A 25,151-nucleotide genomic window follows, 5' to 3' on the forward strand; every position below is an offset into this window, starting at 1 on the left:
TCACCGGGGCGTGGGCCGGAGGCGGGGTGGTCCCTGCCGTGGGCCGGGTTCTCGGCGAGCTGTTCCGGAGCGAGTTGTTCCGGACGGCCTGCGCAGTCGTTCCTCGATGACCGGCACCAGCGTCCGCAGCACGTCCGGTGTGACGAGCGTGTGGTGCTTGGACCGCACCAGGTGCCGGGTGATCTCCCCGTCGACGTGACCCCGCCACATGTCCGCCGTGATGAGCGGCGGTTCCCGGTCGGTCGCCGCGAACAGCAGCATGTCCGTGGCGACCCGTTCGTGCCGGTGCAGCCCGGCGAGGCGCACGAAGTGCCCCGTACGCCGCACCAGCGCCGCCACCTCCTCCTCGGAGAGCGAGCCGAGCGCCGTGCCGGTGGTCCGCGCGACCTCGGTGAACTCCTCGTAGCTGAGCCGCTCGACGCCCGGGTCGGCGCCCATCAGTTCCAGGAGCGTCGCGTAGATGCGCCCGGTGTCGTCCATCTGCTCCAGCTCCCCGGCCGGGACCGGCCGCGCGGGCTCGCTGTCAAGGGACACGATGACCTCGACGTGTTCGCCGGACCGCTGGAGCAGGGCGGCCATCGCGTGCGACACGATGCCGCCGAAGGAGTGCCCGAGCAGGTGGTACGGGCCCGTGGGCTGGACGCGCCGCATCTGCTCGACGCAGTCCGCCGCGATCTCGTCGATGCTGCCGGGCACGGCGTCGGGCTGTCGCAGCATCCGTGACTGCAGCCCGTACACGGGGAAGTCGGAGCTGAGCAGCGGCAGCAGGTTGGCGTAGCTCCAGCAGTCGCCGCCGCCCTGGTGCACGCAGAACAGCGGCGGCAGTTCCCCGCTGGTGCGCAGCGGCAGCAGGATGTCCAGGGAGCTGTCGCCGTCCGTCCCGTCGGCCAGATAGTCGGCGAGCCGGGCGGCGCTGGCGTGCGCGAAGACGGCGCGCAGCGGGATCTCGGCGCCCAGGGTGGCCTGGATGCGGCTGATGAGGGTCGTGGCGAGCAGCGAGTGCCCGCCGAGGTCGAAGAAGCTGTCGTCGACGCCGACTTCAGCGACGCCGAGGACCTCGGCGATCAGCGTGCACAGGATCTCCTCCCGCGGCGAACGCGGCGCCCGCCCGCCCGTGCTCGCGGGAAGCCCCGGCTCGGGCAGGGCGTGGCGGTCGACCTTCCCGTTGCGGGTGAGGGGGAACTCGTCGAGGGGCACGAAGGCGGCGGGCACCATGTACGACGGCAACCGCTCCTGGAGGGCCTTGCGGAGGGCGGGCAGGGGCAGTTCGCCGGGCGTGGCCGGGACGACGTAGGCGATGAGTCGCCGGTCGCCCACCGCGTCCTGACGTGTGATCACCACGGCCTGGCTGACGGCGGGTTGGGCGGTGAGTGCGTTCTGGATCTCGCCGGGTTCGATGCGGAAGCCGCGGATCTTGACCTGGTCGTCGGTGCGGCCGAGGTAGTGGAGCTGGCCGTCGGGTGCCCGGCGGACGAGGTCGCCGGTGCGGTAGAGGCGCGAGCCGGGCTCGCCGTAGGGGTTGGCGACGAAGCGGGTGGCGGTGAGCGCGGACCGGTCCAGGTAGCCGCGGGCAAGCCCGGCGCCCTCGACGTACAGCTCACCGGGGATGCCGGGCGGTGCCAGGCCGAGGTGTTCGTCCAGGACGTGCAGGCGGGTGTGGGGCAGGGGGACGCCGATGGGGACCTGGCCGTCGGTCATGGGGTGGCTGATGGTGGCCAGGGCGGTGGTCTCGGTGGGGCCGTATCCGTTGAGGAGCCGTCGTCCGGGTGCCCAGCGGGCTGCCAGGTCGGGTGGGCAGGCCTCGGCGCCGACCATGAGGTCGCGCAGGTCGGTGAGGGTGTCCGGGGCGTCCGGGGGGAGGGTGGCGAGGACGGACGGCGGGATGAAGGCGTGCGTGATGCGGTGTTCGGCGAGGGCGTCGGCCAACTCGGCGCCTGCCAGGCGTTGTTGGTCCGGTACGACGAGCATCGCGCCCGCGCGGAACGTCATCGCGTACTCCAGTACGGACGCGTCGAAGCTGACCGAGGACAGCTGCAGGACGCGGCTGCCCGCGGTCACCCGGGCGCGCTCGACGAGCGCGGCACCGAGTCCGGCGAGTCCGGTGTGGGTGACGGTGACGCCCTTCGGCCGCCCGGTGGAGCCCGAGGTGTAGATGACGTACGCCGTGTGGGTGGGCGTGAGCGGGGTGGTGCGGTCGGCGTCGGTGGGGTCGGAGGCGGGCGCCTGTGCCCAGGCGGCCCGCACCTGCGGCGCGTCGACGGCGACGAGACGGCCGGACAGCCCCGGCGGGAGGCCGCGGGCCGTGTCCCGGTCGGTGAGGATCAGGGCGGGCCGGGCGTCCTCGGTGAGGTACGTGATGCGGTCGGCCGGATACGTGGGGTCGACGGGCAGGTGGGCGGCGCCCGCCTTGGCGATGCCGAGGACGGCGGCGACCTGCGCGCAGGAGCGGGGCAGGGCCACGGCCACGAGCTGCTCGGGTCCGATGCCCTGGCCCATGAGCCAGTGCGCGATCCGGTTCGCGTGGGAGTTCAACTCCGCGTACGTCCACGTGTATTGACTGTCGGTCACCGCACACGCGTCCGGTGCCGCATGGGTCGTGGCCTGGAACAGGGCGGCCAGGGTCAGGGGTTCGGGGGCGTTGTCCTCGCTGTCCCCGTCCGGCCGGACCTGCCCGGAGAGGAGCTGGTCGCGTTCCGCCGCCGTGAGCAGATCGGCGGCGCCGACGCGCAGCGCCGGGTCGGCGACCACGGCGGCCAGGAGCCGCCGCCAGCGGCCGACGAACGCCTCGACGGTCGCCGCGTCGAACAGCTCGGTGGAGTACTCGACGCCGATCGTGAGACCGGCGGGCGCGGCCACGCCGTCGGCGCCGTTCTCGAAGGTCTCGGCGAGCGTGAGCAGCAGGTCGTAGCGGGACGTGCCGGTGGCCGCGCCCTCCGTGCGGATGCGCAGGCCGGGCAGGTCGAAGTGGGCCTCCGCGTTGTTCTGCAGCGCGAGGGCGACCTGGAACAGCGGGTGCCGGGAGGCGGAGCGCGGCGGGTTCAGCTTCTCGACGAGGCTCTCGAACGGCACGTCCTGGTGGCTGTAGGCGGCGAGGCTGGTCTCGCGCACCTGCTGGAGCAGCTCGGTGAAGGCCGGGTTGCCGGAGGTGTCCGTGCGCAGCACGAGCGTGTTCACGAAGAACCCGACGAGGTCGTCGAGGCTCGCGTCGGTGCGTCCCGCGATCGGCGAGCCGATGGCGATGTCGGTGCCCGCGCCGAGCCGGGTCAGGAGCGCGGCCATCGCGGCCTGCAGCACCATCTGCACGGTGACGCCCGAAGAGCGGGCCAAGTCGGCCACACCCTGGTGGAGTTGGGCGTCGAGGTCGAACCGGACGAAGTCGCCGGTGTGGGCGGGCGCCGCCGGACGAGGCCGGTCGGCGGGGACGGTGACCTGCTCGGGCAGTCCGGCGAGCTGCTCGGCCCAGTAGGCGTGCTGGGCGCTGATGACGCTGTCCGGGTCCTTGTCGTCGCCCAGAAGCCCGTGCTGCCACAGGGTGTAGTCGGCGTAACTCACCGGCAGTGGCGCCCAGTCGGGTTCCTCGCCCGCGAGCCGCGCGGTGTAGGCGGTGGTCAGATCCCGGGTGAGCGGGGTCAGGGACCAGCCGTCGGCGGCGATGTGATGGAGCACGAGCGCGAGCACGGACCGGGACGGGCTGATCGTGAACAGGCGTGCGTGCAGCGGTGGTTCGGCGGCGAGGTCGAAGGCGTGCCGCGCGGCGGCGGCGACGGCCCCGGCCAGTTCGTCCTCGCGGATCCGCCGCACTTCGAGGCCCGCGCCCGCCTCCCGCGGGTCGAGGACGCGCTGGTACGGCGTTCCGTCGGCCACCGGGAAGACGGTGCGCAGGGTCTCGTGGCGTGCGACGACGTCGGCAAGCGCCGACTCCAGTGCCGCCACGTCGAGTTCACCGTTCAGATGCAGCACGAACGGCATGTTGTACGTCGCCGACGGGCCCTCCAGGCGGTGCAGGAACCACAGGCGCTGCTGGGCGAACGACAGCGGCAGGCATTCGGGCCGCTCATCCGTCGGGGTAGGCGGGGCCTGGGCGTGCGCGGCCGAGTCGAGGTGCGGGGCGAGACCGGCGACCGTGGGGTGGGCGAAGAGCAGCCGCAGCGGCAGCTCGGCGTCCAGGCTCGCGCGGATGCGGCTGATGAGCTTCGTGGCGAGCAGCGAATGGCCGCCCAGGTCGAAGAAGTTGTCGTCGATGGTCGCGGGTGCGGGCAGGGCCAGGGTCTCGGCGAACAGCGCGCACAGGATCTCCTCGCGCGGGGTGCGCGGCGCACGGCCGTCCCCGGACGAGCGGTGGTCGGGCCCCGGCAGGGCACGGTAGTTGATCTTCCCGTTGGGGGTGAGCGGCACCTCCGTGATGGGGATCAGCGCCGACGGCACCAGATGTGCCGGAAGCCGCTCCCGCAGGCTCTGGCGCACGGTGCTGAGCAGACCCGCCGTCGCCGCAGTGCCCGCGGGCGTGTTGGTGAACGCGGCCGGCCGGGTGGGGGAGTCGTACGTGCCGACGTACGCACCGGGCTCGCCGTCGCCCGGCGGAAGGATCAGCGCGTCGAAGGCGTCCAGACCCTGCGCGTCCCACGTGGTGCGCACCGCGTGGCCGTGCGCCGCCGCCCACCGGTGGACGGCCTCGGGGTCGACGGCCGCGGGGTCGGCGTGGGCGAGGAGGCGGCGGATGTGGTCCAGCGGGGTGTGATTGGCCGCGGCTCGGTGGGCGGCGACCTCGCGGGTCAGGCGGGCGTTCGGGATGCCGGTGACCCGCAGCGGGCCCCGGGCGGTGGCCGTCAGGGCGGTCAGGGTGGCGGCCAGGTCGTCGGGACCGCACTCCTCGGGCCACGGGACGGCGAATACGGTGCCGAGGTCGGCGGGGCGGGGCGCGGTGTGCAGGACGACGTCGTAGCGGTGGCGGGTGAGTTCGTTGTGGGCGGCGCCGTGCTTGAGGCGGATGTCGGCGCCCGTGGTGGCCGCGTCGCGGGCCGCGAGGTCGGTGAAGTAGGCCGGGTGGACGAGGAGTTCCTCCTCGGTGAGCACGGCGTGCTGGACGGTGTCGTACAGCCCCGGTGTCGTGGTGACGGTGGACCGGGGTGCGTGGGCGGCGGTGCGCAGGGCGGGCAGCAGGCCGTGGTGGCGTACGTCGCCGACGATGACGCGGCCGCCCGGCGCGAGGAGCCGGAGGGCCTGGTCCAGGACGTCCGTCAGATAGCGGCGTGTGGGGAAGTACTGGATCACCGAGTTCAGGACGATCGTGTCGAAGTGGCCCTCGGGCAGCCCGGTGAAGTCGTGCGCGGGCTGATGGCGCACATGGACGTGGTCCCAGTGCCGGGTCTGCGCGGTCAGCCGGTCCACGGAAGCGGCGGACAGGTCGGTCGCCCAGTACGACGCCACGGTCGGCGCGAGCGGACCGAGGAGCAGGCCCGAACCGGCCCCGATCTCCAGGACGTCGCGGGGCCGCTGCTCGCGGATGAGGGCGACGGTGGCGTCGCGCCACTCCCGCATCTCGGCCTCCGGCAGCGCACTGCCCGTGTACGTGCTGTTCCAGCCGTGGAAGTCGGTGCCGAGGGGCAGCGCGGGCGTCTCGGCGTACACGGAGTCGTAGATGGACTGCCACTCGGTGACGTGCCGGTCGGCGGAGGCCTCGTCGGCCGCGGGCACCACGTACGCGATCAACTGCCGGTCGCCGTCGCCCGCGTCGTGGGTGGTGACGACGGCACGGGCGACGGCGGGCTGGTCGGTCAGGGCCGCCTGGACCTCGCCCGGCTCGACCCGGAAGCCGCGGATCTTGACCTGCTCGTCGCCGCGGCCCAGGTACTCCAGCTGCCCGTCGGCCGCCCACCGCACCAGGTCGCCGGTGCGGTACATGCGGGAGCCCGCGGGCCCGTACGGATCGGCGACGAACCGCTCCGCGGTCAGCCCCGCCCGGCCCGGATAGCCGCGGGCGACCCCCGGCCCCGCGACGTACAGCTCACCGGGCGCCCCGGGCGGTGTGAGGCCGAGCCGCTCGTCGAGGACGTACAGACGCGTGTCGACGGCGGGAGTGCCGATGGCGACCCGGGACCCGTCGGTGAGCTGAGCCATGGTCGCGTCGCAGGTGATCTCGGTGGGCCCGTATCCGTTCATGAGGCGGCGGCCCGGCGCCCACCGCGCGGCCAGCTCCGGCGGGCAGGCCTCACCGGCCACCGTGAGGACCCGCAGCCCGGTGAGCGTCCGCGGGGCGTCGGCGGGGAGCGTGCCGACGACGGACGGCGGCAGCGTGGCGTGCGTGACGCGCCGCTCGGCCAGCGTGCGGGCCAGCTCGTCCCCGGCGAGCCGCCGCTGTTCGGGCAGGACCAGGGTGGCGCCGGTGGTGAGACCCATCAGCAGGTCCCACACCGCCACGTCGAAGCTGGTCGACGCCGACTGGAGGACCCGCGCGCCGAGCCCCGGCGCCAGGTCCCGGAGCTGCGTGGCGCGCAGCGGGGCGAGGCCCGCGTGGGTGAGCGCGACACCCTTGGGGCGGCCCGTGGAGCCCGAGGTGTAGATGACGTACGAGGGATGGGCGGGCGTGAGCGGGGTGGTGCGGTCGGCGTCGGTGGGGTCGGTGGTGGCCGCCCGCACCCATGCCGCCCGCAGCTCGGGCGCGTCCACGGCGACCAGCGGCAGCCCCTCGGGCAGGCTCCGGGCCGTGGCGCGGTCGGTGAGGATCAGCGCGGGACGGGCGTCCTCGGCGATGTACGCGACGCGGTCCGCCGGATAGTCGGGGTCGACGGGCAGATAGGCGGCGCCCGCCTTGGTGATGCCGAGCACGGCCGCCACCTGCTCGCACGAACGCGGCAGCGCCACGCCCACGAGCTGCTCGGGGCCGATGCCCCGGCCCATGAGCCAGTGCGCGATCCGGTTCGCGTAGGAGTTCAACTCCGCGTACGACCACGTGAGTTCGGCCGACTCCACGGCGGGCGCGTGCGGGGCCGCGCGCACGGCGGCCTCGAACAGCGCGGGCCAGGTCGCCGTCGGCACGTCCTCGTCGGCCCGCCCCCGCACCTGGAGGAGCTGCTCGCGCTCGGCCCCGGTGAGCAGCTCGGCGGCGCCGACGCGCAGCCCGGGGTCGGCCACCACGGCCCGCAGCAGCCGCTCCCAGCGGGCGACGAACGCCTCGACGGTCCCGCGGTCGAAGAGGTCCGTGGCGTACTCGACGTCGACGGTGACACCGGCGGGCGCGGCGCGGTCCCGGAAGGTCTCGGAGGGCCCGAAGTTCTCGGCGGGCCCGAATGTCTCGGAGAGGCTGAGCAGCACGTCGTGGCGGGCGGTGCCGGTGCCGGTGGTCTCGGTGCGCACGCGAAGGCCCGGCAGCTCGAAGCGCGCCTCCTCGTTGTTCTGCAGCACCAGGGCGATCTGGAACAGCGGGTGGTGGGAGGTGGAGCGCTGCGGGTTGAGCCGCTCCACCAGGCCCTCGAAGGGAATGTCCTGGTGCGCGTACGCCGCCAGACTCGTCTCCCGCACCCGCGCGAGCAGTTCCTCGAACGAGGGGTCGCCCGAGGTGTCCGTACGCAGCACGAACGTGTTGACGAAAAGACCGACCAGGTCCTTCAGGCCCTCGTCGGTGCGCCCGGCGACACCGCTGCCGACGGGAATGTCCGTGCCCGCGCCGAGCCGGGTGAGCAGCGCCGCCATCGCGGCCTGCAGCACCATGAACGGCGTGGCCCCGGCGGCCCGCGCGAGGTCGGTGATGCCCTGGTGGAGCCCGGCGTCCAGGGAGTGCCTGACGAGGCCGCCCTCATAGGAGGGGGCGGCCGGGCGCGGCCGGTCCGCGGGGATCGACACCTGCTCGGGCAGAGCGGCCAACTGCCGTGCCCAGTAGGCGTACTGCTCGCTGAACCGGCTCCCCGGATCGTCGTCGGAGCCGAGGAGTTCACGCTGCCACAACGTGTAGTCGACGTAACTCACCGGCAAGGGCGCCCAGTCGGGTGCCGCCCCCGCGCACCGGGCGGTGTAGGCGGCCGCGAGGTCCCGCGCGAGCGGTGCGAGGGACCAGCCGTCACCGGCGATGTGATGGACCACCAGAACCAGCACGGACTCGTCGTCGCCCGCCTCGAACAGCCAGGCCCGCAAGGGCACTTCGGATGCCAGGTCGAAGGCGTACCGCGCGGCCCCGTCGACGGCGTCGCGCAGCTCCGAGCCGTCCGGCACCCGCCGCACGCGCAGCGGCTGCCGCGCCTCGTCCGGGCCGAGGACGCGCTGATGCGGCTTGCCGTCGGCCATCGGGAACACGGTGCGCAGCGTCTCGTGCCGGACGGCGAGGTCGTGCACGGCCGCCTCCATGGCCGCGACATCGACCCGCCCCGAAAGCCGCAGCACGAACGGCATGTTGTACGTCGCCGAAGGCCCCTCCAGGCGGTGCAGGAACCACAGTCGCTGCTGGGCGTACGACAGCGGAAGCCGCTCCGGCCGCCGGGCCACGCGCACCAGCGGCGCCTGAGTCACCGACGGACCGTCCAGATGCGCGGCGAGCCCGGCGACCGTGGGATGCGTGAAGAGCGTGCGCAGCGACACCTCGACGCCCAGGGCCGTGCGGATCCGGCTGATGAGCTTCGTGGCGAGCAGCGAGTGCCCGCCCAGGTCGAAGAAGCTGTCGTCGACGGTCACGACGGCCGCGTCCAGGGTGTCGGCGTACAGCGCGCACAGCGTCTCCTCCAGCGAGGAGCGCGGCGCCCGGCCCGCGCCGCCCGCCGCCCGGTCCGGGGCGGGCAGGGCGCGGCGGTCGACCTTGCCGTTCGTCGTCAGCGGGATCGCGTCGAGGGTGACGAAGGCGGCGGGCACCATGTACGAGGGCAGGCGCTCGTGGAGGGCCTTGCGGAGGGCGGGCAGGGAGAGTTCGCCGGGCGCGGCGGGCACGACGTAGGCGACGAGACGCCGGCCGTCCGTCCCGTCCTGGCGTGCCGTCACTACAGCCTGGCTGACGCCGGGTTGGGCGGTGAGCGCGTTCTGGATCTCGCCGGGTTCGATGCGGAAGCCGCGGATCTTGACCTGGTCGTCGGTGCGGCCGAGGTAGTGGAGCTGGCCGTCGGCCCAGCGGACGAGGTCGCCGGTGCGGTAGAGGCGCGAGCCGGGCTCGCCATAAGGGTTGGCGACGAAGCGGGTGGCCGTGAGCGCGGACCGACCGAGGTAGCCGCGGGCAAGGCCGCTGCCCTCGACGTACAGCTCACCGGGTGCGCCCGGAGGCGTGAGGTTGAGGTGCTGATCGAGCACGTGCAGACGGGAGTTGGGCAGGGGGACGCCGATCGGGACCTGGCCGTCGGTCATGGGGTGGCTGATGGTGGCCAGGGCGGTGATCTCGGTGGGGCCGTATCCGTTGAGGAGCCGTCGCCCCGGAGCCCAGCGGGCTGCCAGGTCGGGCGGGCAGGCCTCGGCGCCGACCATGAGGTCGCGCAGGTCGGTGAGGGAGTCGGGGGCGTCGGGCGGGAGGGTCGCGAGGACGGACGGCGGGATGAAGGCGTGCGTGATGCGGTGCTCGGCCAGGGCGGTCGCCAACTCGGCGCCCGCGAGCCGTGGTTGGCCCGGAACGACAAGGGCGGCACCCGCGCACAGAGCCATCGCGTATTCGAGGACCGACGCGTCGAAGCTCGCCGACGACAGTTGCAGGACGCGGCTGTCCGGGGTGACCCGCGCCCGAGCGGCAAGGGCCGAGCCGAGCCCCGCCAGACCGGCGTGGGTGACGGTGACGCCCTTCGGCTGCCCCGTGGACCCCGAGGTGTAGATGACGTACGCCGTGTGGGCGGGCGTGAGCGGGGCGGTACGGTCGGCGTCGGTGGGAGCCGTCGCGGCGGACTGCTCCCACGCCGACCGGACGTCCGGCGCGTCGATGGTGACGAGGCGCGTGGGCAGGTGGTCGGGCAGACGGCGGGCGGTCTCGCGGGTGGTGAGGGTGAGGGCGGGGCGCGCGTCACCGGTGAGGTACGTGATGCGGTCGGCCGGATACTGGGGGTCGAGGGGCAGATGGGCGGCGCCCGCCTTGGCGATGCCGAGGACGGCGGCGACCAGGTCGGCTGAGCGGGGCAGCGCGGTGCCGACGAGCTGCTCGGCGCCGATGCCCTGCGCGAGCAGCCAGTGGGCGACGCGGTTGGCCCGCGCGTCCAGTTCTCGGTACGTCCACGAGTCGTCGCCGTGCACGACGGCGACCGCGTCCGGTGTGGCCGCCGCCTGCCGCTCGAACAGCTCGGGCAGGGTGCGCTCCGGCGTGGGCATGACGGTGCCGTTGAACCCGTGCAGGACCTGCTCCCGCTCGCCCGGCGTGAGCGTGTCCACGCGCCCGACCGGCACGTGCGGGTCCGCGGCGAGCTGCCGAAGGACGCGGGCGAACCGCCCGGCGACCGCCGTCACGGCGGCGCGGTCGAAGGCGTGGTGCTGGTACTGGAGGATCAGGCGCAACTGCGGCTCGGCGTCGGCGATCACCGTGAGCGGGTAGTGGGTCCCGCTCACCGCGCTGATGCCGGAGACCGCGACGCCCGCGGCCGCGTACGCGTCGGCGAGGGACACGGTGTCGACCGGATAGGAGTCGAACCCGACCATCGTGTCGAAGAGGGAGGTCAGGCCTGCGGCCCGCTGGATCTCGCCGAGGCCGTGGTGCTGGTGGTCGAGGAGGGCGGCCTGGCGGTCCTGGAGCGTGGTCAGGAGCTCGGCGAGGCTCTGGCCGGGGTGGGTCGCGACACGAACCGGCAGGGTGTTGATGAACAGGCCGACCATGGCGTCGACGCCGGTGACGGACGGCGGGCGCCCGGACACCGTGGCGCCGAACGTCACGTCCTGACGGCCGGTCAACCGGCCCAGGGTCAGGGCCCAGGCGCCCTGTACGAGGGTGTTCAGGGTGATGCCCAGTTCGGCGGCGCGCCGGGACAGGGTGCGGGACTCCTCGGCCGGGAGCGGCACTTCGACCATGCCGGGTTCGGCGCGGCTCGGGGCTTCGGGAGTGCCGGGGGCCAGCAGGGTGGGCTCCTCGACGCCGTCGAGCTCCCGGGCCCAGGCGCGGGCCGCCTCCTCGTGGTCCTGCCGGGCGAGCCAGGCCAGGAACTCGCGGTAGCCGCGGACACGGGGCAGGTCGGCCGGGTCGCCGTGGGTGCCGTACAGCCGCAGCAGGTCCTGGATGAGCGTGGGGAAGGACCAGCCGTCGTACAGCACGTGATGCGCGCTGAAGACGAGTTCGGAGCGGCCGTCGTCCATCGTGACCAGACACATCCGCAGCAGCGGGGGCACGGCCGGGTCGAAGTGGTCGGCCTGGTCCTCGGCGAGCAGCCGAGCGAACGCCGCCGCGCGCTCGTCCTCCGACAGATCACTCAAGTCGACGTGTCGCCAAGGCAGTTCCACGCCGTCGACGATCAACTGGTGCGGCTCGCCCGCGGAGTCGTCGACGAAGGCGGCCCGCAGGTTCGCGTACCGGTCGAGCAGCGCCTGCCCGGCCGTCCGCATGCGCCCGGGGTCGACCCGTCCGGTGAGGTGCAGGACGAGCCGGACCTGGTAGGCGTCGTGCTCCTCGCTGCCGCTGAGCATGCTCTGGTACAGCAGGCCCGACTGCATCGAGGTCACGGGCCAGATGTCGGTGAGGCCCGGGTACTTCTCCGCCCAGGCGTCGATGGTGGGCTGGGTGACTTGGACGAGCGGTACGTCGGACGGCGTGAGGCCGCCCGCGCCGGGCTCGGCCGCGTGCCGGGCGAGGCCTTCGAGCGCCGTACGCCACAGGCCGGCGAGGCGCCGCACCTCAACACCGGACAGCAGCCCCGTGGGGAAGCCGAACCGGGCGCTCAGCCGGGGCCCTTGAGCCCCGTCCGTGACGTACGCGTTGAGCTCGACGGTGGCGAGGGCGGGCATGCCCGCGTCCGGCTCGGCGATGAGCTTCTCCGTGCCGGGGGCGACGTTCCAGCCGAGGCCGCGCAGCTCCTCGGGCAGGTCGTCGGCGGAGAACCGGCCCAGGTAGTTGAAGGCGATCTGCCCGGTGGCGCGGCCCTCCAGGGCTGCCGAGGCCAGCGGGTTGAGGTGGCGCAGCAGGCCGAAGCCGATGCCCTTGTCCGGTACGGACAGGAGCTGCTCCTTGACCGCCTTGACCACGCCACCGGCCGCGGGGCCGCCCGCGAACGCCTCGTCCACGTCGTGCCCGGCCACGTCCAGGCGCACCGGGAACACGCTGGTGAACCAGCCGAGGGTGCGGGACAGGTCCGCGCCCGGCGCGATGTGCTCCTCGCGGCCGTGGCCCTCCAGGCGGACCAGCGTCGAGGACTCCGCCACTCCGCGCTCGCCCCGCCAGCGCGTGACCGCCAGCGCCAGGGCGGCGAGCAGGCCGTCGTTGACGCCGCCGCGGAAGGCGGCAGGGACGGTCGTGAGCAGCGACTCGGTGACCGCCGTCGGCAGCTCCACCCACAGGTGCTCCACCGTGGCGGACACGTCCACCGCCGCGTCGAAGGGGCGGGCGCCCAGGTCGGGGTCGGGGCCGTCCAATATCCGCTGCCAGAGGGGGAGTTCGGCGGTGCGGGTCTCGCTGTCGGCCTCGTCCTTGAGGGCGTGGGACCAGCGGCGCAGGGAGGTGGTGACCGGTGCGAGTACCGGAGTCCTGCCTGCCGTGATCTGCTCCCAGGCGGTGGCGAGATCGGGTACGAGGATGCGCCAGGAGACGCCGTCCACGACCAGGTGGTGGAGCACGACGAGGAGACGGGCGGGAGGCCTCGCGCGGTTGGGGGAGCCCGCTGTGCCCTCCGCGGCAGTGGTGTCGAACCATACGAACTGGGCCATCGTCCCGGCCGTCGGGTCCAACCGCCCTGTGGCCGCGTCGAGTTCGGCGGCGGCGAGCCGCTGCCACGCCTCCGACGACCAGTCGCCGTCGCACTCCACCCGGCGCACCAGCGACGCCACGTCGACCGTGCCGGGGGCGGCGGCCTCCAGGCCGCCCTCGCCCGTCCCCTCGCCGCCCTCGGCGAGCAGCCGCGAGCGCAGCGCATCATGGTGGTCCACGACCGCCGTGAGCGTCGCGACCAGGCCCCCCTCGTCGATGCCGCCCGGCAGATCGAGGACCGTGGACTGGGAGAACCGGCCGATGTGCGCCCCGAGTTCGCCCGTCAGGTAACGGGCCACGGGCAGCAGCGGCATCCAGCCGACACCCCCGCCCTCCAGCTCTTCCAGCTCCTCCAGGGCCGCGCCCGAACCGGAGCCTGAGCGGTCCGATACAGCGGCCGCGGCCAGTTCCGCCACCGTGCGGCACTCGAAGATCTGCCGAGGCGTGATCCCGACCCCCTGGGCCTTCGCCCGCGACACCACCTGGATCGACCGGATGCTGTCGCCGCCGACCGCGAAGAAGTCGTCGTCGACACCGACCCGGCCGAGCCCGAGGACCTCCGCGAACACCCCGGCGAGGACCCGCTCCTCGGCGGTGCGCGGCGCCCGGTACTCGCCACCCGCGAACTCCGCCTCGGGCAGGGCCCGTTGGTCCACCTTGCCGTTCGCCGTCAGCGGCAGCCCGTCGAGGATCACGAACACGCCGGGCACCATGAACTCCGGCAGCCGCGCGGCGAGGAAGCGGCGCAGCTCGCGCGGCGAGACGACGGCGGTAAGGTCGACGTCCAGGTCACTGAGGGCGCCGGGGCTCCGGTCCTGGCCGGAGCCTTGAGGCACGTCGGGGTCCTGGAGCCGAGAGGCATCGTCCCCCTTCACGCCGACCGGAACCACATACCCCACCAATCGCCTGCCGCCTCTGCCTCCGCCCGCGCCTTCGCCCCCGCCCTCGTGCCCGTCCCGCACCGCCACCACGGCCTGCGCCACCCCCGGGTGCTCCGCCAACGCGGCCTGGATCTCCCCGGGTTCGATGCGGATGCCGCGGATCTTGACCTGGTCGTCGGTGCGGCCGAGGTATTCGAGCTGCCCGTCGCCGGCCCACCGCACCAGGTCGCCCGTGCGGTACATGCGGTCGCCGGACGGGCCATACGGATTGGCGACGAAGCGTTCGGCGGTGGTGCCGGGGCGGCCCAGGTAGCCGCGGGCGAGGCCGGGCCCCGCGACGTACAGCTCGCCGGGCGTTCCCGGGGGCACGACGGAGAGCCGGTCGTCGAGGACGTACAGCCGGGTGTCCGGCACGGCCGTGCCGATGGGCACGCGGGGCGCGGGCAGCAGCCGGGCCACCGTGGCCGCGCAGGTGATCTCCGTGGGCCCGTACGCGTTCATGACCAGGCGGCCGGGCGCCCACCGGGAGACGAGGTCGGCAGGACAGGCCTCACCGGCGAGGGACAGGACCCGCAGGTCCGTCAACGTTTCGGCCGCGTCGGCGGGGAGGGTGCCGACGACGGAAGGCGGCAGCGTGGCGTGCGTGATGTGCCGTTCGGCCAGGACCTGGGCGAGCTCGTCACCGACCAGGCGCTGCTGGTGGGGAAGTACGAGGGTGGCGCCGGTGGTGAGGGCCATGATCAGGTCCCAGACCGACACGTCGAAGCTCGGCGTGGCGGACTGCAGGACGCGGGATCCGGGGGCGAGGTCGAAGCGGTCGAGGTGGACGGCGCGCAGGGCGGCGATGCCCGTGTGGGTGACGGTGACGCCCTTCGGGAGTCCGGTGGAACCCGAGGTGTAGATGACGTACGCCGCGTGCTCCGGGAGCAGAGGAGCGGCGCGGTCGGCGTCCGTCGGGTCGGTGGCGGGGGCCTGCTCCCACGCCGCCCGGACGTCCGGGGCGTCGACGGCGACGAGACGGTCGGACAGCTCCGGCGGGAAGGCTGGAGCCGTGGCCCGGTCGGTGAGGATCAGCGCGGGGCGGGCGTCCTCGGCGAGGAACGTGAGGCGGTCCGCCGGGTAGTCGGGGTCGACGGGCAGATGGGCGGCGCCCGCCTTGGTGATGCCGAGGACGGCGGCGATCTGCTCGCAGGAGCGGGGCAGGGCCACCGCTACGGGCCGGTCGGGCCCGACGCCGCGGCCGGTCAGCCAGTGCGCGATCCGGTTCGCCCGCTCGTTCAACTCCGCGTACGACCAGGTGTACCGCTCATCGGTGACGGCCGGGGCGTCCGGGGTTTCCGCGACGCGGGCCTCGACCAGCTCCGGCAGCGTCGCCGTCGCTACGACGGGCTCCGCCGCCTCGCCCGGAGGCGGCAGCAGCCGCTGCTGTTCCTCGGCACTGAGCAGGTCGACGGCGCCGACGCGCCGCGCCGGGTCGGCGACGACGGCCGTCAGGAAGCGGCGCCAGCGGCCGACGAACGCCTCGACGGTCCCGCGGTCGAAGAGCTCCGTGGAGTACTCGGCCTCGACGGTGACGCCCGCGGGCGTACCACGGTCCTCGAACGCCTCGGACACGCTGAGGAGGAGGTCGTAGCGGGACGTGCCCGTGGTCGCGCTCTCGGCGCGGACGCGCAGGCCGGGCAGGTCGAAGTCGGCCTCCTCGTTGTTCTGCAGGGCGAGGGCGACCTGGAACAGCGGGTGCCGGGAGGCGGAGCGGGACGGGTTGAGGCGCTCGACGAGGCTCTCGAACGGCACGTCGTGGCCGTAGGCGGCCAGGCTCGTCTCCCGCACCTGGGCGAGGAGGTCCGCGAACGCCGGGTCGCCCGACGTGTCCGTACGCAGCACGAGCGTGTTCACGAACATTCCGACCAGGTCGGTGAGCCGGTCGTCCGGCCGGCCCGCGACACCGCTGCCGACGGAGATGTCCGTCCCCGCGCCCAGGCGGGTCAGCAGTGCGGCCACGGCGGCCTGGAGCACCATGTGGACCGTGGCGCCCGCAGACCGGGCCAGCTCGACGAGCCCCCGGTGCAGCGCCGCGTCGAAGGCGAACTCCGCCGTGTCACCGGTACGGGCGAGGGCTGCGGGCCGCGGCCGGTCCGAGGGGAGGGTGACCTGCTCGGGCAGGCCCGCGAGATGCTCGGCCCAGTACGCGTGCTGCCTGCCGAGGAGGCTGCCGGGGTCGTCGGCGGCACCGAGGAGATCGCGCTGCCACAGCGTGTAGTCGGCATAACTCACCGGCAGCGGCCCCCAGTTGGGTGCCGCACTCGCGCGCCGCGCCGCGTACGCCGTCCTCAGATCCCGGGTGAGCGGGGCAAGGGACCAGCCGTCGACGGCGATGTGATGGAACACCAGGGACAGCACCGAACGCTCCGGGCCCAGGGTGAACAGGTGGGCCCGCACGGGGACTTCGGTGGCCAGATCGAACGCGTGCCGCGCGACACCGGCGACGGCCGCGCCCAGCTCGTCCTCCCGGACCTCCCGCACCGGCAGGCCCACCACGGCCTCGCGCGGGCGAAGGACGCGCTGATGGGGCCTGCCGTCGGCCGTGGGGTACACGGTGCGCAGCGGCTCATGACGGGTGACGACGTCATTCAGCGCCAATTCCAGTGCGGCAACGTCCAGTTCGCCGTTCAGATGCAGTACGTACGGCATGTTGTACGTCGCCGACGGGCCCTCAAGGGCGTGCAGGAACCACAGGCCCTGCTGGGCGTACGACAGGGGCAGCCGCTCCGGCCGACGCCCGACCGGAACCAGCGGCGCCCGCTCGCCCGGATCGGAGCCGTCCGCCAGGGCCGGGGCGAGGCGCAGCACCGACGGATGGGCGAACAGCGTGCGCAGCGGCACCTCGACGCCCAGCGTGGAGCGGATGCGGCTGATGAGCTTCGTGGCGAGCAGCGAATGCCCGCCCAGGTCGAAGAAGTCGTCGTCGATCCCGGCCCGCTCCAGGCCGAGCACCTCCGCGAACAGGGCGCACAGAGCCTCCTCGCGCGCGGTGCGCGGCGCCCGGTACGCGGCCCCCGCGAACTCCGGCTCCGGCAGCGCCCGGCGGTCCAGCTTCCCGTTGGGCGCCAGCGGCAGCCGCTCCAGGGCCAGGAACGCCGACGGCACCATGAAGTCCGGCAGCCGTGCGGACACGAAGTCCCGCAGCCCCGCCGTGCCGAGGCCCCCGTCGGCGCGCACCACGTACGCCACCAGGCGCCGCCCTGCGGGACCGCCGTCGTCGCGGGCCACCACCGCCGCCCGCGCCACGTCCGGGTGGGCGGTGAGGGCGGCCTCGACCTCGGCCGGTTCGATGCGGAAGCCGCGCACCTTCACCTGCGCGTCGCCCCGCCCCTGGTACTCCAACTGCCCGTCGGCGTTCCAGCGGGCCAGGTCGCCGGTGCGGTACATGCGGGCGCCGGGCGGGCCGAAGGGGTCCGCGACGAAGCGGTCCGCGGTCAGGCCCGCGCGGCCGTGATAGCCGCGGCCGATGTTCCCCGCCACGTACAACTCGCCCACCACGCCCGGCGGAACGGGCGCGAGACCCGGCCCCAGGACATACGTGCGCATGTTGCCGAGCGGCGTGCCGATGGGTGTGCTGCCCACCCCCAGCCACTCCTCGCCGGGCGCGAGCGCGAACACGGTGGCGTAGAAACTCTCGCTCTGGCCATAGGCGTTGACGACCGTCACCCCGGGCATGGCCTCGCGGACGCTCCGCACGAGGGACGCGGGCAGTGCCTCACCGGCGAACACCAGCGTGTCCGGTCCTGCCGCGTCCGGGAGCCGGTCGGCCAGCTCCGCGAACACCGACGGCACGGTGCTCAGTACGCTCACCGCGGGCGCGCCGGGCTCGCCGAGCGCCAGCGCGTCCCGGACGACCTCCACGGTGCCGCCGGTGGCGAGCGTCGTGAACGTCTCGTACACCGACACGTCGAAGTTCACCGACGTGCCCGCGAGCATCCGTGAGCCGGGACCCGCGCCGCCGACGCGCGCGGCGAGCTGCGTCACACCGTTGACGACGTTGGCGTGCGTGATGACGACGCCCTTGGGGGTGCCGGTGGACCCGGAGGTGTAGATGAGGTACGCCGCGTGGTCCGGGCGCAGGGGCGCGAGCCGGTCGGCGTCCGTCAACTCTGCTTCGTACGCGGGTGGTTCGAGGTCGATGTCCTCGATCCGCAGACTCGGCACATCCGTGCGCGGCAGTACGTCGGCGGAGGCGGCGTCGGTGAGGATGAGTGCCGGGCGCGCCTGCGAGAGGACGAAGTCCAGGCGGTGGCTGGGGTACTTGGGGTCGATCGGCAGATAGCAGGCGCCGGACTTGAGGATGCCGAGCAGGGCGACGACGAGATCGGCCGAGCGGGACAGGGCGAGGCCGACGACGGTCTCCGGGCCCGCGCCCCGGCCGATCAGCTCCCGCGCGAGGCGATTCGCCCGCGCCTCCAAGTCCCTGTATGTGTACGACACTTCGCCGCACGCGACCGCCTCCGCTTCGGGAGTCCGTGCCGCCTGCCGCGCGACGAGCCCCGGCAGCGTCGTGGCGGGCACCGGCACGGCGGCGGCGTGGCCGCTCTCCAGGAGCTGGCGGCGTTCGGCGGGCTCCAGGATGTCGACGTCCGCCACCGTCCTCGCGGGGTCCGCCGAGAGCTGTCGCAGGACGCGCGCGAACCGGGCGGCGAGGTCGTCGGCGGTCGCCCGGTCGAAGACGTTCCGCTGGTACTGCACGTCGAGGCGCGGGTGCGGCCCGTCCGGGTAGACGAACACCGTCACCGGGTAGTGGCTCGCCGTGAAGGCGCGGATCCCGGTGACAGCGATCCCCGCCGCCGCACCGGCCTCCGCGATGCCCGACCGGTCCATCGGGAAGGACTCGAACCCGATGATGCTGTCGAACAGCGCCTTCATGCCGGTGGCCTCATGAATGCCCGGAAGGCCGAAGTGGTGGTGGTCGAGCAGCGCGGCCTGCCGCTTCTGGAGGCCGCTGAGGAGGTCGGTGAGGGTGTCGCCGGGTGCGCAACGGACGCGTACGGGGACGGTGTTGAGGAACATTCCGACGACGGAGTCCACGCCCGGCAGCGAGGCCGGACGCCCGGCGACCGTGGCGGACAGCACCACGTCCTGACGGTTGGTCAACTGGCCGAGGAGAATGCCCCAGGCACCCTGGACCAGGGTGTTGAGTGTGACCCCGAGGTCGGCGGCGCGGCGGGCCAGCTCCTGGGCCTCCGGCGCGGGGAGCGGCACGGCCACCTGGCCGATGCCCGCGCTGTCGGCTCCCGCCCGGACGCCGGGCGCCAGCAGGGTCGGCTCGTCCACGCCGTCGAGCTCGGCGCGCCATGCCTGGGCGGACTCGGTGTCGTCCTGCTGGAACAGCCATTGCAGGTAGTCGCGGTAGGTCCGCGAGGGCGGCGGTATCGACCCTGTACCGCCTTCGGTGTCGGCGTAGCAGCGCAGCAGGTCCTGCGTGAGCAGCGGCAGCGACCAGCCGTCGAACAGGGCGTGATGGGCCGTCAGGACCAGGTCGTACCGCTCCTCGTCCTGCTTGAGGCCGCCGCGCTTGACCAGGGAGAGGCGCAGCATCGGGGGCTCGACCGGGTCGAAGTGGGCCTTGAGGTCCTCGGCGAGGAAGTCCTCGAAGCCCTCGAAGCTCTCGAAGTCTTCTTCGGTGCTGAAGTCGGCGTACCGCCACGGCAGTTCGACGCCGTCGACGACGAGCTGGACCATGCCGTCGCTGTCACCGCCGTTCACGAACGCGGTACGCAGCGCGGGGTGCCGGTCGAGGACGGCCTGCCCGGCCGCGCGCATCCTGGACGGGACCACGGGCCCGGTCAGGTGCAGGACGTACTGCACCTGGTAGGCGTCGAACGCCGAGTCGGACTCGGCGGCCATCGCCGAGTGGAAGAGCAGCCCCGACTGGAGCGGCGACACCGGCCATACGTCGGACAGGCCGGGATACCGCTCCTCCCAGGCCTCGATGTCGCTCTGGGTGGCGGAGACCAGGGGGAGGTCGGAGGGGGTGAGGCCGCCGCGGGTGCCGTGCCCGGCGGTGACGTGCCGGGCCAGGCCCTTGAGCGCGCGGCACCACAGGTCGGCCAGCTCCCGCACCTCGTCCTGGGTGAGCACGCCGGAGGGGGCGGTGAACAGGGCGCCGAGCCGGGGGCCTTCGGGGGTGTCCGTGACGGAGGCGTTGATGTCCACCTCCGCGAGCGCGGGCATCGCCGGGTCCTGCGCGGCGTCCAGGGCGTCGAGCGCGGTGATGCCGGTGACCCGGGTGAAGCCCAGGCCGTGCAGTTCGGCGGGCATGTCGGCACCGGTGGAGAAGCGGCCGAGGTAGTTGAAGCCGACCTGGCCGTGGCCGTGCTGCGCGAGGACGGCCTCGGTCTCGGGGTTGAGGTGGCGCAGGAGGCCGTAGCCGATGCCCTTGTCGGGGATGGCGCGCAGCTGTTCCTTGACGGTCTTGATGACGCGTGCGGCGGCGGGGCCGCCCGCGAGGGCGTCGTCGAGGTCGGCGCCCGTGAGGTCCAGGCGGACCGGGAAGACGCTGGTGAACCAGCCGACGGTGCGGGACAGATCGGCGCCGGGGGCGGCGGCCTCCTCGCGGCCGTGGCCTTCGAGCCGGATGAGGGCGGAGGGCTCGTCGGTGCCGCGGTTCCTTCGCCAGGTGGCCAGCGCGAGCGCGAGGCTCGCGAGGAGGCCGTCGTTGACCTCGCCGTGGAAGGCGGCCGGGACCGTGGTGAGCAGGGCGTCCGTCACGTCGGCGGGGAGGTCGACGCGGGTCTCGGTGAGGGTGGCGATCACGTCGACGGCCGGGTCCAGGCGGCGGGCGCCGAGCACCGGGTCGGGACCGTCGACGATGGACTCCCACAGCGCGAGCTCCACCACCCGCTTCCCACCGACGGCCTCCTGGGCCAGGGTGTGCGCCCACTGCCGCAACGACGTTCCCACGGGCGGCAGTTCGGCCACCTGCCCGTCCCGCACCCGCTCCCAGGCGAGGGCCAGGTCGGGCATCAGGACGCGCCAGGTCACGCCGTCGACGACGAGGTGGTGGAGGACGAGGAGGAGGCGGCCGGGGGTGGTTGTGGGGGAGGGGGGTGTGTCGGTGGGGCCAGTGCCGGACGAGCCCGCACTGGAAGGGTCCGCACCGGAAAGTCCCGCCCCCGACGACCCCGCACCGCTCGCATCGAACCACACGAACTGCGCGACAACCCCCGCCCCCGGGTCCAACCTCCCCGCCGCGGCGTCGAGTTCCCTCGTCAGCGACGCCTGCCACCCCTCCCCGCCCCAGTCCCCGTCGCACGCCACGCGCCGTACGAGCGCGTCCACGTCGACCGAGCCCGAGGGCGCGACGTCGAGGCCGCCGCCGTCGGCGGACACGAGCCGTGCGCGCAGCAGGTCGTGACGGTCGACGACCGCGCCCAGCGTGGCGACCAGGCCCTCGCGGTCGATGCCCGCGGGCAGATCGAGCACCATCGCCTGAAGGAACCGCTCGAAACCGGGCCCCCGGTCCCGCAGCCACCGCGCCACCGGCAGCAACGGCATCCACCCGGTGCCACCACCCTCCAACTCCGCGAGCGCGGGCGCGTGCGCGGCGGCACCGGCCGCACCGGCCCGCCCGCCGCCGACGGCGACCTCGGCCAGCCGGGCCACCGTGCGGCACTCGAAGACGTCCCGCGCGCCGATCGCGACACCTCGCGCGCGTACGCGCGTGACCACCTGGAGGGACTGGATGCTGTCACCGCCGACGGCGAAGAAGTCGTCGTCGACGCCCACCCGGTCGAGCCCGAGGACCGCCGCGAACGCGGCCGCCAGGACCTCCTCCTCGGGCGTACGCGGCGCCCGGTACACCCCGCCCCTGAACTCCGGCTCGGGCAACCGCTGCTTGTCCACCTTGCCGTTCGGCGTCAGCGGCAGCCGGTCGAGGACCAGTACGGTCGCGGGCACCATGAAGTCGGGCAGGCGCCGCGCCAGGAACGTCCGCAGCTCCCCGGGCCCGAAGCCCGAACTCAGGTCGAGGTAGCCCGTTCCGCCCGCCCGGGACCCGGCGTCGCCCACGTCGGCCGGGACCACGTACCCGACGAGCTGTTTGCCGCCGCCCCGGCCCGCGTGGGTCGTCACCACGGCCTGTGCCACCCGCGGATGCGAGGCCAGCGCCGCCTCGATCTCGCCGACCTCGACGCGCAGGCCCCGGATCTTGACCTGGTCGTCGGTGCGGCCGAGGTATTCGAGCTGTCCGTCGGCGGCCCACCGCACCAGGTCGCCGGTGCGGTACATGCGGTCGCCGGACGGGCCGTACGGGTTGGCGACGAAGCGTTCGGCGGTGGTGGCGGGCCGGCCGAGGTAGCCGCGGGCGAGGCCGGGCCCCGCCACGTACAGCTCGCCGGGCGTCCCCTGCGGTACGGGGACGAGCCGGTCGTCCAGGACGTACAGGGACGTGCCGGGAACGGCGGTGCCGATGGGGACGCGGGGCGCGGGAGCGAGCGGGGCGACGGTGGCCGCGCACGTGGTCTCGGTGGGGCCGTACGCGTTCATGACGGCTCGGCCGGGCGCCCAGCGGGAGATGAGGTCGGGCGGACAGGCCTCACCGGCCAGGGACAGGACCCGCAGGTCGGTCAACGTTTCGGCGGCGTCGGCGGGGAGTGTGCCGACGACGGACGGTGGCAGGGTGGCGTGCGTGATGTGCTGCTGGGCGAGCGTGCGGGCGAGTTCGTCGCCGACCAGGCGCTGCTGGTGGGGAAGTACGAGGGTGGCGCCGGTGGTGAGGGCCATGATCAGGTCCCAGACCGACACGTCGAAGCTGGGCGACGCGGACTGCAGGACGCGGGAGCCGGGGGCGAGGTCGAAGCGGTCGAGGTGGACGGCGCGCAGGGCGGCGATGCCCGTGTGGGTGACGGTGACGCCCTTGGGGCGGCCCGTGGAACCCGAGGTGTAGATGACGTACGCGGGATGGGCGGGGACGAGCCGGGCACGGCGCTCCGCGACGTCGGGATCGCGGTGGCCGCCACGGTGGTCGTGGGCATCGGGGTCGGTGACGGGCCCGCGCCCCCACGCCCGCCGCAGCGCGGCCTCGTCGACCGCCACGAGCTCAGGGACCGCGGCCCCGCCCGCCGCCGCCCCCAGCTCCGCGGCAAGCCCGCCGGCCACGGCCCGCGTCGTGAGGACGAGCGCGGGCGCCGCGTCCGCCGCCATGTACCGGACCCGCTCCCCGGGATAGTCCGGATCGATCGGCAGATACGCGCCGCCCGCCTTCAGGATCCCCAGGAGTACGGCCACCTGCTCGGCGGAGCGCGGCATGGCCACGCCGACCAGCCGCTCCGGCCCGACACCGCGGCCGATGAGCCAGTGCGCGATCCGGTTCGCGCGCGCGTTCAACTCTGCGTACGACCAAGTGAGTTCGCCCGCGACCAGGGCGGGCGCGTCCGGCGCCGCCGCGACCCGGTCCTGGAACAGGCCGGGGAACGTGGCGAAGGCGCGGGGATCACCCGCGAAGAGGTCGGCGGAGGAGGATTCCTGAAGGTGGGTCACGAAGGCTCCAGAAGGTCGAACAGCGCGTGCGGATCCGTACGGATCGTGGGGTTCCGTGCGGCGGCGGCCCGTGCCACAACGCCGTACGCCGCCCGTGACCGCGGCGGGTCAAGGGCGGCGGGTCGCCGTCCTGCTAGACGACGCGGCGCGGCGGCCTCGCGAACGGGCAGGCCTGCGAGAAGAAGTCGCGCCGCTCCTGCACGTCACGGAAGTTGGTCTGCGTCGACGCGCCGGTCGCGGCGAGCAGCATGCCGTCGGAGGATTCGGGACCGTCGAGGTAGCCGATCAGCGGCCCCGCCGTGCTCATCGGGACGTGCTCGGCGACGTCGTGCCGCGCCATGGCGTCGGACTGGGCCGCGTTGTCCCGCATCTTGCGGACGGTGCGGATGGCGTCCGGCGCGCCGGTGAGCGACTTGGTCTCCATGCCGCCGAGGTTGTTGCGCGGCAGGTGCAGGTGCATGTCGCGCCAGGCGAAGATGAACACCCGCAGGCCCACGCCGTGCCGTTCGAGCCGTGAGAGCAGTGGATGGCCTGCGTTCTCGGCCCGCAGCCGCGCCAGTTCCTGTGCGAACTGCTCGTACAGGTCCGTGAAGAGGTGGAAGCGCATGCTGACCGAGTGGCTGCCGCTGGTCAGGCCGAGGTTCTCGCGGATCTGGTGGTAGTCGTGGGTGCTGAGGTTGTCGACGATCGGCGGCAGGCACACCTCGACCGGGTCGAACAGCTCCGCGGCGCCGTCCAGGGCATCGACGGCGAGCGCGACGTCGCCCTCGCGGGCGCTGAGGATGGCCGATTCGATGCGGTCGTTGATCTCCCGCACGAGCAGCTCGGGGATCTGGTGCAGGGCCCGGAACTGCGTGAAGTACGTGTCCCCCGCGAGGTGGTGCTCGTGCACGGCGTGCCGCAACCGTCCGCTCGCGAGCAGCTTCTCCGGTGCGACGTCCGGCGCGGGGTGCGCGGACTTGGCGAGATTCGAACTCCACACGCGGGCGTCGTGGTTGGCGACGCGCACACAGTGCAGGACACCGAACCAGCTGTCCTCCAGGCCGCGTTCGGCGATGACTCGGTCGACGTCGACGCCGCCCTGCTCGGCGAGGGTGGTGAGCTGCCGGTCGAAGCGGCGCAGGGCTGGGGCGAACTCGGCGAAGGCGGGGGTCGCCTCGACGTCCCAGCGGGGCGTGTCGTCCCGCAGGCCGCCGCTGACGCGCAGCGCGGCGACGCTCAGGCGCACCAGGACGCGGTGGAAGCTGCGCACCCAGTGCAGGGCCGTCACGCAGCGGTCGACGTCCCGCCGCTCCAGGTGCCCGCTCGCGCGGTCGAGCAGGTCGCTGAGGTTGTGCAGGGCGATCTCGGCGGACTGGTAGAGCCCCACGAGCAGCGCCTCGGGGGTGACCGGCTCAACGGTCGTCTCCGCGCGGGCGTCCTCAATGGCGCGCAGGCTCTGCAGCGCGTAGTAGTGCTCGGCGATGACGCCGCGTTCGTTGCGCGCCGAGGCCTCGGAGGCCTCGGCGGCGGCAGTGGCAGTGGTGGCGTGGTGAGGGGTGTGGGGGTCGTGTGCCGCAGTGCGATCGGCGGCAGTCGTGAGGTCCAAGAGACTCTCCCTCAAGGGCGATTGACGCGCCATTGGGGGCCGTTGCCCGAATGGTCGTCGATGTCGTCTGTCGTACGCCGTATATGGATCTCGTACGTCTTAGTGAGATGTGGGCCGCAGCGATAAACTGAAGGGTTGCCTGTCATGTCGACGGGACAACTGGCGTCGGAATGCCCGATGTTGTGTCTCCCGGCGGGGAACTTGCCGCCCGGCCGTGGAAGTTGGCTGGTGGGGCGGCCCTTCCCGATTTTCTCGACGTCGTTCACCCGCCTGGCGGGGGAAGGCGCGTGCCCCTGTGCCGGTTGGGTAGCTCCAGACT

2 protein-coding genes are annotated in these 25,151 nt (G+C 73.7%); both read right to left on the reverse strand.

The genetic code is table 11. From position 1 onward, the window contains the following. On the reverse strand, positions 1-23,244 hold the full coding sequence (locus IEY91_RS03655; RefSeq protein ID WP_189172823.1) for a non-ribosomal peptide synthase/polyketide synthase: 23,244 nt from the start codon (positions 23,242-23,244) through the stop codon (positions 1-3). 133 nt (positions 23,245-23,377) lie between these two features. Further along, positions 23,378-24,832 (reverse strand): hypothetical protein, encoded by a 1,455-nt coding sequence (locus IEY91_RS03660; protein WP_189172824.1) that lies wholly within the window; start codon positions 24,830-24,832, stop codon positions 23,378-23,380. Positions 24,833-25,151 lie beyond the last annotated feature (319 nt).

It is taken from the genome of Streptomyces lasiicapitis (assembly GCF_014646335.1).
GTDB lineage: Bacteria > Actinomycetota > Actinomycetes > Streptomycetales > Streptomycetaceae > Streptomyces > Streptomyces lasiicapitis.